The 12,967-nt window shown below is 70.1% G+C and carries 14 protein-coding genes; 10 read left to right on the top strand and 4 right to left on the bottom strand.

Annotated elements, in window-relative coordinates; all coding sequences use genetic code 11:
- Positions 1–65: 65 nt before the first annotated feature.
- A complete protein-coding gene (gene qcrC / locus ACRWNM_RS03810; protein ID WP_431963464.1) occupies positions 66–929 on the bottom strand; it encodes a cytochrome bc1 complex diheme cytochrome c subunit in 864 nt (287 codons plus the stop codon).
- Between the two features lie 61 nt (positions 930–990).
- Positions 991–1,602: an aa3-type cytochrome oxidase subunit III gene (ctaE, locus tag ACRWNM_RS03805; RefSeq protein WP_431963462.1), complete on the bottom strand. Its 612-nt coding sequence runs from the start codon at positions 1,600–1,602 to the stop codon at positions 991–993.
- A gap of 216 nt (positions 1,603–1,818) precedes the next feature.
- On the opposite strand from ctaE, the gene ACRWNM_RS03800 reads away from it, so the two are divergent.
- The 3 genes from ACRWNM_RS03800 (at position 1,819) to ACRWNM_RS03790 (ending at position 3,976) form a co-directional block, all read left to right on the top strand.
- Complete coding sequence (locus tag ACRWNM_RS03800) at positions 1,819–2,229, top strand: hypothetical protein (RefSeq protein ID WP_431963460.1); 411 nt, start codon at positions 1,819–1,821, stop codon at positions 2,227–2,229.
- A gap of 177 nt (positions 2,230–2,406) precedes the next feature.
- Positions 2,407–3,468: an anthranilate phosphoribosyltransferase gene (gene trpD, locus ACRWNM_RS03795; protein WP_431963458.1), complete on the top strand. Its 1,062-nt coding sequence runs from the start codon at positions 2,407–2,409 to the stop codon at positions 3,466–3,468.
- Positions 3,469–3,697: 229 nt separating this feature from the next.
- Entirely contained in the window at positions 3,698–3,976 is a 279-nt protein-coding gene (locus ACRWNM_RS03790) for a hypothetical protein (RefSeq protein WP_431963456.1), read from the top strand.
- 4 nt (positions 3,977–3,980) lie between these two features.
- Here ACRWNM_RS03790 and ACRWNM_RS03785 read toward each other — a convergent pair whose 3' ends face one another.
- Positions 3,981–4,256: an Lrp/AsnC family transcriptional regulator gene (locus ACRWNM_RS03785; RefSeq protein ID WP_431963455.1), complete on the bottom strand. Its 276-nt coding sequence runs from the start codon at positions 4,254–4,256 to the stop codon at positions 3,981–3,983.
- Positions 4,257–4,260: 4 nt separating this feature from the next.
- The gene (locus tag ACRWNM_RS03780; RefSeq protein ID WP_431963454.1) at positions 4,261–6,063 is read right to left on the bottom strand and encodes a DEDD exonuclease domain-containing protein; all 1,803 of its coding nucleotides are present in this window, start codon (positions 6,061–6,063) and stop codon (positions 4,261–4,263) included.
- A gap of 593 nt (positions 6,064–6,656) precedes the next feature.
- Here ACRWNM_RS03780 and ACRWNM_RS03775 point away from each other — a divergent pair.
- The 7 genes from ACRWNM_RS03775 to ACRWNM_RS03745 all read left to right on the top strand — a co-directional run bounded on the left by ACRWNM_RS03775 (position 6,657) and on the right by ACRWNM_RS03745 (position 12,966).
- Positions 6,657–7,235: a C40 family peptidase gene (locus ACRWNM_RS03775; RefSeq protein WP_431963452.1), complete on the top strand. Its 579-nt coding sequence runs from the start codon at positions 6,657–6,659 to the stop codon at positions 7,233–7,235.
- Between the two features lie 258 nt (positions 7,236–7,493).
- Positions 7,494–8,519 (top strand): NlpC/P60 family protein, encoded by a 1,026-nt coding sequence (locus ACRWNM_RS03770; RefSeq protein WP_431963450.1) that lies wholly within the window; start codon positions 7,494–7,496, stop codon positions 8,517–8,519.
- A gap of 117 nt (positions 8,520–8,636) precedes the next feature.
- Positions 8,637–9,527, top strand: a complete 891-nt coding sequence (locus ACRWNM_RS03765; protein WP_431963448.1) for a hypothetical protein — start codon at positions 8,637–8,639, stop codon at positions 9,525–9,527.
- A gap of 63 nt (positions 9,528–9,590) precedes the next feature.
- A complete protein-coding gene (locus tag ACRWNM_RS03760; RefSeq protein ID WP_431963446.1) occupies positions 9,591–10,718 on the top strand; it encodes a glycosyltransferase family 4 protein in 1,128 nt (375 codons plus the stop codon).
- Positions 10,719–10,747: 29 nt separating this feature from the next.
- Complete coding sequence (locus ACRWNM_RS03755; RefSeq protein ID WP_431963444.1) at positions 10,748–11,143, top strand: polyketide cyclase / dehydrase and lipid transport; 396 nt, start codon at positions 10,748–10,750, stop codon at positions 11,141–11,143.
- Positions 11,144–11,206: 63 nt separating this feature from the next.
- Entirely contained in the window at positions 11,207–11,644 is a 438-nt protein-coding gene (locus ACRWNM_RS03750; protein WP_431963442.1) for an SRPBCC family protein, read from the top strand.
- Positions 11,641–12,966 (top strand): ArsA family ATPase, encoded by a 1,326-nt coding sequence (locus ACRWNM_RS03745; protein WP_431963598.1) that lies wholly within the window; start codon positions 11,641–11,643, stop codon positions 12,964–12,966. The genes ACRWNM_RS03750 and ACRWNM_RS03745 overlap by 4 nt, the downstream gene beginning before the upstream one ends.
- The last annotated feature ends 1 nt before the right edge of the window (position 12,967 follow it).

Here is a 12,967-nt window from a genome sequence, read left to right as displayed (position 1 = left end):
TCCTTTCGGCCATGTCCGGACGCCCTCCGTGGCCACGCAAGCTACCGCCTCCGGGCGCTGACCGGTCATGACCGGGATCCGATCCACATAGCCGCACCAACGGTGAGCACGATGCCGACCACCCAGATCGCCAGACCCTCGGTCGCGGGGCCGAAGCCGCCGAGGCCGTAGCCACCCGGGGTCTTCTCTTCGGTGGCGTTCTTGATGTAGGCGATGATGTCGCGCTTCTCTTCCGGCGTGAGCTGGCGGTCGGAGAACTTGGGCATGTTCTCCGGGCCGGTCAGCATGGCCGCGTAGATCTGCTGCTCGCTGGCGGGCTCCAGCGGCGGCGCGTACTTGCCGGAGGACAGCGCGCCGCCCTTGCCGGTGAAGTTGTGGCAGGACGCGCAGTTCATGCGGAACAGCTCCGAGCCGCGGGCGATGTCGTCGCCGCGCAGCGACTCCTGGGCGATCTCGCCGTTGGCGTCGCGCACCACGGTCGGGCCACCGCCGTTGGCGGCGACGTACGCGCCGAGCGCGTCGATCTGCTGGGCGTCGAACTTCGCGGGCTTGCGGGTGGCCTGGGCCTGGTTGGCGGCCAGCGGCATGCGCCCGGAGGACACCTGGAAGTAGACGGCGGCCTCGCCGACGCCGATCAGGCTGGGGCCGCGGTCCGGCACGCCCTGGAGGTTCGCGCCGTGGCAGGTGATGCAGGACGTTTCGTAGAGCTGCTTGCCCTCACGGATCAGTGCGGACTCATCCTGGTGGGCGGTCGCCACCTGGGGCTCGGGCGTGAGAGCCGTCGCGAGGAAGCCGGCTCCGACCAGACCCACCAGGAGCGCGAGACCGCCCGCGATGCGCCTGCGAAGGCGACGCTGCTTGCGGGTCTTGCTGGCCTCGCCGTTCCCGGGGCTGGCGGGCTCTGGCGCTGACGGGGGAGATGAACTCATCTGTGTCCCTTTGGAGTAGACGGAACCGACTTGTGCAAAAGATTCGGGGCTGACCCGCTGGCTATCGGACGAAGTAGATCGTGGCGAACAGCCCGATCCACACGATGTCGACGAAGTGCCAGTAGTACGAGACGACGATCGCGGCGGTGGCCTGCGCGGGGGTGAACTTACTGATCTTGGTGCGGACCAGCAGGAACACGAAGGCGATCAGGCCGCCGATGACGTGCAGACCGTGGAAGCCGGTGGTGATGTAGAACACCGAGCCGTAGGCGCTGCTCGAGATCGAGGTGCCCTCGTGGACCAGGTGGTAGTACTCGTAGCCCTGGCCGCCGACGAAGAACGCGCCCATCAGGAACGTGAGGACGTACCAGCGACGCAGGCCGAACACGTCGCCCTTCTCCGCGGCGAACACGCCCATCTGGCAGGTGAACGACGACGCGACCAGCACGGCCGTGACCGGCACGGCGAGCTTCATGTTCAGCTCGGTCGGTTCCGGCGGCCAGTTGCCGTGGGCCTGGGCTCGCGCGACGAAGTACATGGCGAAGAGGCCGGCGAAGAACATCAGCTCGCTCGACAGCCAGATGATGGTACCGACGCTGACCATGTTGGGCCGGTTCAGCGAGTGCACACGCTGGGTAATGGCCGATCCTGGGGTCCCTACTGCGGTCGTCACGGGGCTAAGTATGACTCGTCGTAGTACGACAGCAGTAGCCGGGTACGAAACTTGGCCGTCTGTGTCGGAAAACGCACGGACGGACCGGGTCCCGACGGCATCGGCGCCGCTGTGCCCGACCTCGCGGGGACGCCGCCGCACCGGACGCGCCGACCTGCGCGGAGGCGGCCATGATGACAGGCGAGAGTAAGTAGAAGCTGAGACGAGGAGGCGGATGTGGCACCGCGAATCTGGCGACGGCTGTTCGGGCGCGGCGCCCCGGCGCCGCTGGACCCGGCGCGTGCCGATCTGGTGGTGGTCGCGGCCGGTTTCGAGGACGCCGAGTCCTGCTCGGCGGTGCTGGAGAGGGCCGAGGGACTGATCGAGGACGCGCCCGCGGTGCTGCGCCATCACCTGCGGATTCCGGCGGCTCAGGTCCAGCGGGTGTGCGAGATCGCGGCGCAGGACGGGTACGCGCCCGCGCCGCCCACCGCCATGGCATCGGGCGAACTGGAGGCGCTGATCCTCCAGCGCGTGCAGCTGGTCGACGCGCTGCACTGCGCGCAGGAGAAGTCGCGGATGGCCGGGCTGGCCCAGCGCCACGACGGAGTCGCCGACGGCTGGGACGTCCTGCAACCGGGCTCGTAGGGGGCTTCCACCCACGCTGCGGCCGTACGCGGGCTGGACTTCGTCCGGCCGCGCCGACCAGCCGTACCTCCGCCTACGCTCCGGTCATGCGCGGCTATAGACGGGCTTCGCGCGACCGCGCCCACTAGGCTGCTTCACACAGAACTGGTGGAGGACCAGTGTGACGGGAGAGATGGAATGAGCGTGCGCAGCTGGCCCCAGGTGCTCGGAACCCTCGCCGACGGTGGCGACCTGGCCGCGGACGACACGGCGTGGGTCATCAACGAGATCTTCACCGACAACGCGACGCAGGCGCAGATCGCGGCCTTCGGCGTCGCGATGAAGATCAAGGGACCGACGCCGGCCGAGCTCTCCGGCATGGCGTCCGGCATGCTCTCGCACGCCCGCCTCGTGCACATCGACGGCGACGCGGTCGACATCGTCGGCACCGGCGGCGACCGGTCCGGCTCGGTGAACATCTCCACCATGTCCTCGGTCGTGGTGGCCGCGTCGGGCGTTCCTGTGGTCAAGCACGGCAATCGGGCGGCCTCGTCCAAGAGCGGCGGCGCCGACGTGCTGGAGGCGCTCGGCGTGCGGCTCACCCTCGGCCCCGAGTCGGTGGCGCAGTGCGTCCGCGAGGTCGGGATCGGATTCTGCTTCGCGCCGCTGTTCCACCCGGCCCTGCGCTTCGCCGGCCCGGCGCGCAAGGAAATCGGCATCCCGACCGTCTTCAACGTGCTCGGCCCGCTGACCAACCCCGCGCAGCCACGGGCCGGGCTGGTGGGTTGCGCCTTCCCCGAACTGCTTCCGGTGATCGCGGGCGTGTTCGCCGAGCGCGGGGCCAGCGCCCTCGTGGTGCGCGGCAACGACGGTCTCGACGAGATCACCACCTCCGATACCACCGACGCCTGGGTGGTATCGGGCGGCCGTCAGCGCCGGATCACCATCGATCCGACCCGCCTCGGCATCCCGCGCGTCGAGCTGGACGCGCTGCGCGGTGGTGACGCGGAGGTCAACGCCGGTGTCGCGCGGTCGGTGTTCGCGGGCGCGGCGGGTCCGGTGCGCGACGCGGTGCTGGTGAACTCGGCCGCCGCGATCGTCGCCTACGACCTGTCGCGCGGGGTCGGCGATCCCGAGGCCGACGTGCACGACGCGCTGGCCGCGGGCATCGAGCGCGCGGCGGCGGCGATCGACGGTGGTCAGGCGGCGGCGCTGCTGGACAGCTGGGCCAAGCTTTCGCACACGCTCGGCGATCGGTGAACTTTCGGCGAACGATTGATCGAGCGTCGCCGAATCGCTTCCACACAGGTAACGGATCATTAGACTGGCTCGGCGCGGGATGGATCGGCCGCAGCGATTCGCCCGCCGCAACTGGTCAGCATGTCGCGATTCCCGGCGGCCGCTCGACCGCCGCCGCTGCGCGGCATTCATCCGGCGCGGCACCCTGACACGGGTCGGCGCGCCATTTCCGACACGTGAGGAGCTCACCATGAAGCACGCACTATTCGGAATCGTTGCCGCCTGCACACTGCTCGCCGCGCCGCTTGCGCACGCGGCGGAGGGCGACTTGGTCGTGAACGGGACGGCGATCCAGAACCCGACGGGTTGCGTCCAGATCACCGCGGGCACCGACGAGGTCTCGGTGCAGAACAACACCGACGCCACCGTCATGGTGCACACCGAAGTGGACTGCCAGGGCGAGGTGACGGCCGTGGTCGCGCAGGGCGAATCGGTCACGATCAACGGCGCGTCCATCGCGGTCTCCTGACCGGTCACTCCCCCAGCGAGAAACCGGCTTCCACGTCGGCGCGCGAGTAGGACTTGAACGCGATGTGGGTGGTGGTGCGCAGCACGCCGGGCGTCTTGTCGATCCGGTGCGTCACCACCTCGGCGACCTGCTCGTGATCGCGCACCCGCACGATCGCGATCAGGTCGACATCGCCCGCGCACGAGTACACCTCGGTAACGCCTTCGGTATCGGCGACCGCCTGCGCGGTCTCCGGGATACGGGCATTGTCGGCGTGGATCAGCACGATCGCGTTAATCATGCCGTCAGCCTAGGCGGTCGGCGTAGTCCGCCTCGGCCGATCGGGTCCGCGCTGCCGCGTCGGCCACCTCGGCCCAGCCGAGCCACCGGCCTGCGCCGTGGCGCGGCTCCCGATAGCCCTCCGTGCTGCGCACGATTCGCACGCCCGGCCGCGCCAGCCAGCGGGCGATCAGCCCCGCTTCCTCCGGTGAAGCGCCCCGCAGCGGCGGTGCGTCGACGAGATCGGGGCAGCCGCCGTCGGCGAGGGACGGTGCCTCGGCGATCCCGTCCGGGACGACCGTCTCCGCCGCCGCGACGATCTGTTCCACGATCACCATCGGCGGCGTGCCGCGGCGCGCCACCCCGGATCCCGCGAGGCGGCCGTACCGGATGACGGCGAACTCCCACCCGCCCGCGCCGTCCGGATGCGCGGCGATCAGTTCGGCGATGCGAGCGACGGCCGCGAGCCGCTGGGTGCGTCGCACCGCCCTGATCACCGTGACGGTGCGGTCACGCAATCGCGCGGCGGCCTCGAAATGCTCGGCGCGGGAGTGGCTTTCGATGCGGTCGAGCATGGCGCGCAGGGTGGCGTCGGAATCGCCGTGAAACAGTGCGCGCACCGCGGCGGGAGCCGAGGCGTATTCCTTTGTATCTATAGGGATTCCGGAGGGGGTGGCCGCGGGGCAGCCGCCGACCACCGCGGGCGGGCAGTCGTGGCGGGCGCCGCGCGGCAATCGCGCCGTACAGGTGCGGAGTCCGGCGTGCTCGGCGACGGTGGCCGCGACATCGGCGGCATCCAGTCGAGAGGTGAATGGCCCCAACGCATCCCGAGTCGGTGTGCGGACGATGGCGAAGCGCGGGAACGGCTCGTCGGTCAATGTGAGCCACCATCCGCGCTTGGGGAATTTCGAGCGCCGGTTGTAGGGCGGGGCGTGCGCGACGAGCAACCGCAGTTCGCGCACCCCGGCCTCCAGCGCGTGCGCGCACACCACGTGGTCGACGCGGGTGGCCAGCGCGACCATCTCCTTCATCCGGCCCCTGGTCTCCGAGCCGGTGAAGTAATTGCGCACGCGGCGGCGCAGATTCACCGCTGTGCCGATATAGAGGACCTCGTCGGTGGGGCCGCGGAAGAGGTAGACGCCGGGGGCGGCGGGCAGGTCGGTGGCCAGCACCCGTTTGGCGCGCTGCCCGGAACTCACGCCGGGCAGGTAGTCCATCAGCTCGGTGAGACTGTGCACGCCTTGGTTTCCCACTCTGGCGATGAGCGCGTGCAGCACGTCGACGGTGGCGCGCGCGTCGTCGAGGGCGCGGTGCGTCGGCTGGGTGCTCGCGCCGAACAGCCGGGCCAGCGACGCGAGTCGCACCGAGGGCGCCTCGTCCCTGCCGAGCACCCGCCGGGCCAGTTTCACCGTGCACAGCACCGGCGCCTTGGGCCACTCGGTTTCGCAGCGCGCCGCGGCGGCCCGCAGGAAGGCCATGTCGAAGCGGGCGTTGTGGGCGACGAGCACCGCACCCGCGGCGAACTCGAGGAACCCGGGCAGCACGGACTCGATGCGCGGGGCCGCGTAGACCATGGCGGTGGTGATCCCGGTGACGTGCACGACCGCGGGCGGTATCGCCCTGCCGGGGTTCACCAGCGTCGCGAACTCGCCGAGCACCTCGCCGCCGCACACCTTGACCGCGCCGATCTCGGTAATGGCGTCGCCGTCCGCGCTGGTGCCGGTGGTCTCCAGGTCGACGACCACGAAGGTGGTGTCGTAGAGCGGCGTATCGAGTTCGTCGAAGGCCAGCTGCTTGGCGGCGGCCTGGCGCGGCGCGGGGTCGGGCACGGCGAGCAGCGTAGGGGCCCGGTACGACAACCTCCGGGCACGCGAAACCGTGCGCCATTCGTCCGATTTGTCGCGCGAGGTTTTCGTTGCGATACCCCCGAAATGATCTAGAACACCCAAAAGCGATCCAGATCACATTTCCGCCGCGAATGAATCAGCGCCCGGGCGTGTCCGGTACAGCCGACCTGCCGTGCCAGGCATGCTGCCCCGCTGCCGGACGCACTCTGGTCGCGCGTCCGGTTCGAGGACGCGTCAAGCACCGGCTCGGGTATCTCCACCTGCGCAAATGCCGGTTATGCAGACCTGACATGGACCACATCGCCACCTGGGACAGTTGGGGGTAACGAGGCGGACGCCGACGGGTAACCGGCCGCCGTTATCGTTTCGTGATTGCTGTGAGATACCTCGCAGATATGCGTGGCGAAAATTGTTGAGCGTCGCCATTTCGGATGCCTTGGGCTTTACAAAACACCGTGATGTGTTCGTAATCTTTTCGAGACCTCACGGAGTCCGCCGCACCGAACGGAGCGGCAGCACGCAGTCCGCTGCACCACCGGGTGTGGCGTCGTGGGGCAGATTGGAAGTACCGCATCATGGCGACCAACACCGTCAAGCGACAGGCGCAGCGTGCCGTTGCCGCCGGAGCCGTCGGCGCTGCCACCATCGGCGCCTTCCTCCTTCCCGCCGCCCCCGCGTCGGCTCAGCCGGTGACCATCCCCGGCGTGGGAACGTTCGAGGTTCCGAACGAGATCCCGATCCCGGCCGACGTCCCCGGCGTGCAGCTCGGCACCGTGCCCGGCGCTCCGCTGCCGTTCGTCGCGCCGCAGAAGACCCTCGGCGAGGTCGCGCTCGACGCCGCCATGAGCAAGCTCGGCGCCCCGTACGTGTACGGCGCCGCGGGCCCGAACTCCTTCGACTGCTCCGGCCTCGTGCAGTGGTCCTACCGCCAGGCGGGCATGGAGCTGCCCCGCACCAGCGGCGCCCAGCTGGGCGCAGGCACCGCGATCTCGATCGACAACCTACAGCTCGGCGACCTGGTGTCGTTCTACGGCGGCGGCCACTCGGGCCTGTACGCGGGCGACGGCAACGTCATCCACGCCTCCACCTCCGGCAGCCCGGTGATGATCGCCTCGATGTCATCGATGCCGGTCGCGGGCGCGCGCCGCTTCTGATCGGCCGAATCGAGCCGGGTCGCCGCGCGCGGCCCGGCTCGATTCTTCTCACCGGCCGTGATCGGTTCGTTCTCCACTGGACACCGACAGCCGCCGTTTCGTAACCTAAATGAGACCTACCGGGTTGCAGAGTCGCCTAACCCGTCTCCGTGAGCCGCGTGGGCGACTGCGTCGCTTTCGATTTCACGAGTCGGCATTACGAGAGAACGGGGCACGCCAGTGACAGCTGGTCACCGAAGACTTCGCGCGCATCGTCTGGTGAGCGGGGTGCTGGCGGCCGGAGTACTGGCCGCGGCCCTCCACGCGAGCGGTCCCGCGGGCGCCGACCCCGCGGCGCTGCCGACCACCGCGACCGAAGCGGTGCAGCGGATGGTCGACCTCTCCCGGCAGACCGAGCAGCTGAATCAGCAGTCGCTGACCGTCCAGGCCGAACTCGACGCCAAGCTCGCCGTGCAGCAGGAGGCCGACGCGAAGCTGGCCGCGACCACCGAGGTCGCCGACGCCGCGCGCGCCGAGGTGCGGAAATTCCAGCCGGTCATCGACCGCACGGCGATCGCCGCCTATCAGGGCGCGCGCACCAACCGCATATACGCCGTGCTGGTCAGCGATTCCCCGCAGAAGCTGCTCGATCAGATGTCCACGCTGGACGTGCTCAGCGCGCAGACCACCGATCAGCTGCGCCAGTTCAAGAAGGCCACCGACGCGGCCGAGTCCGCCGAGTCCGCCGCCCGCGCCGCCGCCGACACGGCTCGTAGCGCCGCCCAGAAGGCCGACCAAGCGCGCGCCGATCTGGAACGCAAGCGCAGTGAGCTGGGCGGCGCGGTCGCCCAAGTGGTCGAGGCGTGGGGCGCGCTGTCGAGCAAGGACAAGTCCGCGCTGGCCGGGTCGCCGTTCCCGCCCGGCTTCGATCGCGACACGCTGCTGCAGGGCCTGGTGCCCGGCAGCGGAACCAGCGCGCTGGCCGCCGGACTCACCCGCGTCGGCGATCCGTACGTCTGGGGCGCGACCGGACCGAGCCAGTTCGACTGCTCGGGCCTGGTGCAGTGGGCGTTCAAACAGGTCGGCAAGAACGTGCCGCGCACCAGTTCGGCGCAGGCGTCCTACGGCACACCCGTGGACAAGGACGATCTGCAACCCGGTGACGTGGTGTTCTTCTATTCCGACATCTCCCACGTCGGCATCTACGCGGGCAACGGACTCATGTTGCACGCCTCCACTTTCGGCGTGCCGGTGGCCGTAGCGCCCATGGGGTCGACGCCTTATCACTCCGCTAGGCGATACTGATCCGCTATGGAGGGTTGGCGACGGGCACGCGGCTGGTGCATGGCCAAAGGGCGGTGTCAGTTCGTACTCACCGTCGGAATGGTCACCCTGTTGACAGGCTTGTGCTGCGCATTGGTCATGGCGCCCAAGTGGGCGCTGCCGAAAATCCTCGCCGCCCAAGACACCTCGACCGAGAGCCTGGGCCAAATGCCCGGCGACGACCCGCGACTGGCCGCCGTGCGCCGCACCATCGAACCGTTCGGCCCGATCGAGTCGATCCGCGCCCCCGGCGGTGACGGCGCGGAATCCCTCGTGGTCGGCCATCCCGGCCACCGCGCCGAACTCGAGGTGCTCGCGCGCGAACTGCCCGCCGCCACGGCCGCGATCACCGAGCTGTGGGGTCCGAACTGGGCGCAGTCGGCGCTCGTCGTGGTCGCGGCGAATCCGTCGGAGTTCGCCGCGCTGGTGCGGGCGGGCGGCGAGATGCCCACCGAGGTCGCCGCGGCCTCGGTGGCCGATCCGTTCGTGCGCGGCAGCAAGCCGACCGGTCAGCGGGTGGTCTTCAGCCCCGACGCGGGCCGTCGCCTCTCGCCCGCCGGATTGCGCACGCTGCTGCGCCACGAACTGACCCATATCGCGGCGCGCGCCGAGACCGCCGACGGCGCCCCGCAGTGGATGCTGGAGGGCTTCGCCGAGTACGCCGCGCACCGCGGCCAGGGTCATCCGTTCGCCGACATCGCGCCGACCGTGCACGCGGCGCTGAACGACGGAGCGCTCCCCGACGACCTGCCGCCGGACACCGCGTTCGCGGGCGGCAGTGCCGTCGCGGCCTACGAGCAGGCGTGGTCGGCCTGCGCTTTCGTAGCCGAGAAGTACGACGAATCCCGGCTCGTCGAGCTCTATCGACGCCTCGCCGCGCAACGGCAGGACGCCGCGAGCGAGGATCGCGTCCTGCGCGAGGTGCTCGGCATCGGGCGCGCCGATTTCGTCGCGGACTGGCGCAGCTGGCTCTCGGCCAAGGCCGTGTGATCCGTCCCCACGGAGCCCGACCGGAGCGGCGCCGCGCCGATCCCACCAAGTAGGTTGTCCCCCATGGCCCGAACTCTGCTGGTTACCAATGATTTCCCGCCGCGGCCGGGCGGTATCCAGTCGTATCTCCAGGCGCTCGCCGGACAGCTACCGCCCGACGATCTGGTGGTCTACGCGCCGCGCTGGCGCGGTGACTCGCACCTGAAGTTCGATGCCAAGCAGAAGTTCCAGGTGGTTCGCCATCCCACCACCCTGATGCTGCCGACGCCGCTGGTCCTGCGCCGGGCCGCGCGGCTGCTGCGCGACGAGAAGTGCGACACCGTCTGGTTCGGCGCGGCGGCGCCGCTGGCCCTGCTCTCGCCGCGGCTGCGCAGAGCGGGCGCCGGGCGCATTCTGGCCAGCACGCACGGGCACGAGGTCGGCTGGTCGATGCTGCCCGGCGCGCGACAGGCGCTGAGCGCGATCGGCACGCACACCGACGTCGTCACCTACGTCAGCAAGTACACCCGCGGCCGGTTCGCCTCGGCCTTCGGCGCGGACGCGGCGCTGGAATACCTGCCGCCCGGCGTCGACACCGACATGTTCCGTCCCGACCCCGAGGCGCGCGCCGAGCTACGCAGGCGCTACGAGCTCGGCGACCGCCCGACCATCCTGTGCCTGTCCCGGCTGGTTCCACGTAAAGGCCAGGACGTGCTGATCGCGGCGATGCGCGAGATCCGCGACCGGGTCGACGGCGCGGTGCTGGTGATCGCAGGCGGCGGGCCCTACGAGGACAAGCTGCGCGGTCTCGCCGCCGCGCTCGGTGTCACCGACAGCGTGGTCTTCACCGGCCGGGTGCCCTCGGCCGAGCTCGCCGCGCACCACACCATCGCCGACGTGTTCGCCATGCCGTGCCGCACCCGCGGCGCCGGTCTCGACGTCGAGGGCCTCGGCATCGTGTACCTGGAAGCCTCGGCCAGCGGCGTTCCCGTGGTCGCGGGCCGTTCCGGCGGCGCGCCGGAAACCGTGCTGGAGGGCAAGACCGGCCGGGTGGTGGACGGACGCAAGGTCACCGAGGTCGCCGACGCGCTGGTGGACATCCTCGCCGACCGTGACGCCGCCGCGGCCATGGGCGCCGCGGGCCGCGCCTGGGTGGAGGAGAACTGGCGCTGGGACGCCCTCGGCGCGCGCCTGCGCCACCTCCTCCGCTGAGGGAACCCCGATCAACTACGCTCAGCGGTGTGAGCAGTATTCAGGTCGCGGACCAGACGTTCGTCGCCGCCTCGGGCGCGGCGGTCGCGCAGGTGCTCGAGGGTACCGACAAATGGCGCCAGTGGTGGCCCGACCTCACCCTCGACGTGCGGGAGGACCGCGGCGACAAGGGAATTCGCTGGTCGGTGTCCGGCGCGCTGACGGGGACCATGGAGGTGTGGCTGGAGCCCGCGCTCGACGGGGTCATCCTGCATTACTTCCTGCACTGCGAGCCGCGGGGCGCCGAAGGGATGTCACCGCGCGAGTTGTCGGCCGCCAACCGGGCACGCCGGGTCGCGGGCAAGAACATGTCGTTCGAGATCAAGGCGCGGCTCGAGGCGGGCCGTCCGGCCGGGGTGACGCCCGCCGCGACGACGGCAGGCTGAGCACCGAGGCGGCGCCGCCGCGCCCGCGCGGCCATTCGACACCGAAAGGAATCGTTGACCACCATGGCCGACCGGACCCAGAGGTCGATCCTCATCGAGGCCCCCTCGCAGCGAGTGATGTCCGTCATCGCCGATCTGGAGTCCTACCCGGAGTGGGTCTCGGCGGCGAAGTCCGTCGAGGTGCTGGAGAAGGGCCCCGACGGCCGGGCTCGCACGGCCCGCTTCGTGCTCGACGCGGGCGTCGTCAAGGACACCTACGTGCTGACCTACACCTGGCGCGCCGACGACAAGGCGGTCAGCTGGAAGCTGATCAGCGGTGAGCTGCAGAAGGCGCAGGACGGCACCTACGAACTCATCGAGCAGCCCGACGGCAGCACGCAGGTGATCTACGAGCTCACCGTGGATCTCAACATCCCGATGATCGGCATGTTCAAGCGCAAGGCCGAGAAGGTCATCACCGATACCGCACTGAAGGAACTGAAGAAGCGGGTCGAAGGCTGACCGGGCAGCAGAAGCCCGGCCGGCGCGAGCCGACCAGGCTCGAGCTGTACGTCGGCAAGGGCGGCGTCGGCAAGACCACGCTGGCCTGCGCGACCGCTATGTCCTATGCCCGCGCCGGGCACACCGTCCTGCTGGCCTCCCTCGACCAGGCGCATTCGCTCGGCGACGCGCTCGGTTTCCGTTTCCCGCACGATCCGGGGACGGTGACCGGAATCGCCAGGGTGCTGCCGGGACTCGACGTCATCGAGGTGGATTCGCTGGCGCTGCTGGAGGATCGGTTCCGTGAGGTGACGCGAATGCTGTCCGTGGGCGGCGCGCACACCCACGACCACGGCATCGACCTGGCCGCGCTCGACCCCGCCGAGCTGACCGGCCTGCCCGGCGTGCAGGAACTGCTGATGCTGGTGGAGATCGCGCAGTTCGCCGACGAGAACGACTGGAATGTCATCGTCGTGGACTGCCCGCCCTCGGCGGACATGCTGCGCATCGTCACCGCCCCCGACACCCTGCTCGGTTATCTGGAACGGATCTGGCCTCCGCACGCGCGAGCGATGAGCACCATCGGCACCGATCTGCGGCGGGCGGTGCTCGCGGCGACGGTGGATCGGATCGTCGGCGCCGTCGGCGAGGTGCGCGATCTGCTCGCCGACCACCGCCGCACCGGCACGCGGCTGGTCACCGTCGCCGAACGGGTCGCGCTCGCGGAGTCCGAGCGGGTGCGCTCGGCCGCCGCGCTGCTGGGGCTGCGGCTGGACGCGGTGATCGTCAACAAGGTGCTGCCGCCGATGCCGGAACCGTCCGGTCCGCCCGAGGCCGTCCATCCCGCCGTGCACTGGTATCACAACCGGCGCGCGGAGCAGTTCGACGTGATCGAGGGGCTTCGAAAGGCCATGCGCGACATCCCGGTGCTGATCGCCCAGCACACGGGCACGGAGCCGGTGGGTCTCGGTTCGCTCCAAGCGCTTTCCTACGCGGTCGATTCCGGCGCGTCAGACGCGGGAACGGCATTTATGCTGGGCGACAATCCAGCGGAGGTTCACGCACGTTCCGGTGAACCGGTGGTTCGATTGGAATCGGGCACGGGTCTGCATTCGGTGTACGCGATGCGGATGCACCTGCCCGTCGTCGATCCGGCGACGTTGCGACTGGGACGAGTGGAGGACGATTTGATCGTGGGTGCGGACGGGGTGCGGCGCCGGGTGCGCTTGGCGCCGGTGTTGCGGCGGTGTGCGGTCGACGACGCCGAACTCGACAGCGGCTACCTGGTCGTGCGTTTCCGCCCGGATCCGGACGTATGGCCGCTGACGCCAGAGGGTCGCTGAG

Source organism: Nocardia sp. bgisy134 (assembly GCF_965341865.1).
In the GTDB taxonomy this organism is placed as follows: domain Bacteria; phylum Actinomycetota; class Actinomycetes; order Mycobacteriales; family Mycobacteriaceae; genus Nocardia.
The sequence above is the reverse complement of the archived record's forward strand: the minus strand, read 5'-3'. Positions and strand labels throughout refer to the sequence as shown.

Excerpts from the sequence above, each read along its gene's own strand:
- ACRWNM_RS03775 (WP_431963452.1), top strand. The coding sequence starts at position 6,657 with ATGGCGACCAACACCGTCAAGCGACAGGCGCAGCGTGCCGTTGCCGCC.
- qcrC (WP_431963464.1), bottom strand. The coding sequence starts at position 929 with ATGAGTTCATCTCCCCCGTCAGCGCCAGAGCCCGCCAGCCCCGGGAAC.
- ACRWNM_RS03750 (WP_431963442.1), top strand. The coding sequence starts at position 11,207 with ATGGCCGACCGGACCCAGAGGTCGATCCTCATCGAGGCCCCCTCGCAG.
- ACRWNM_RS03790 (WP_431963456.1), top strand. The coding sequence starts at position 3,698 with ATGAAGCACGCACTATTCGGAATCGTTGCCGCCTGCACACTGCTCGCC.
- trpD (WP_431963458.1), top strand. The coding sequence starts at position 2,407 with ATGAGCGTGCGCAGCTGGCCCCAGGTGCTCGGAACCCTCGCCGACGGT.
- ACRWNM_RS03760 (WP_431963446.1), top strand. The coding sequence starts at position 9,591 with ATGGCCCGAACTCTGCTGGTTACCAATGATTTCCCGCCGCGGCCGGGC.
- ACRWNM_RS03765 (WP_431963448.1), top strand. The coding sequence starts at position 8,637 with ATGGCGCCCAAGTGGGCGCTGCCGAAAATCCTCGCCGCCCAAGACACC.
- ACRWNM_RS03785 (WP_431963455.1), bottom strand. The coding sequence starts at position 4,256 with ATGATTAACGCGATCGTGCTGATCCACGCCGACAATGCCCGTATCCCG.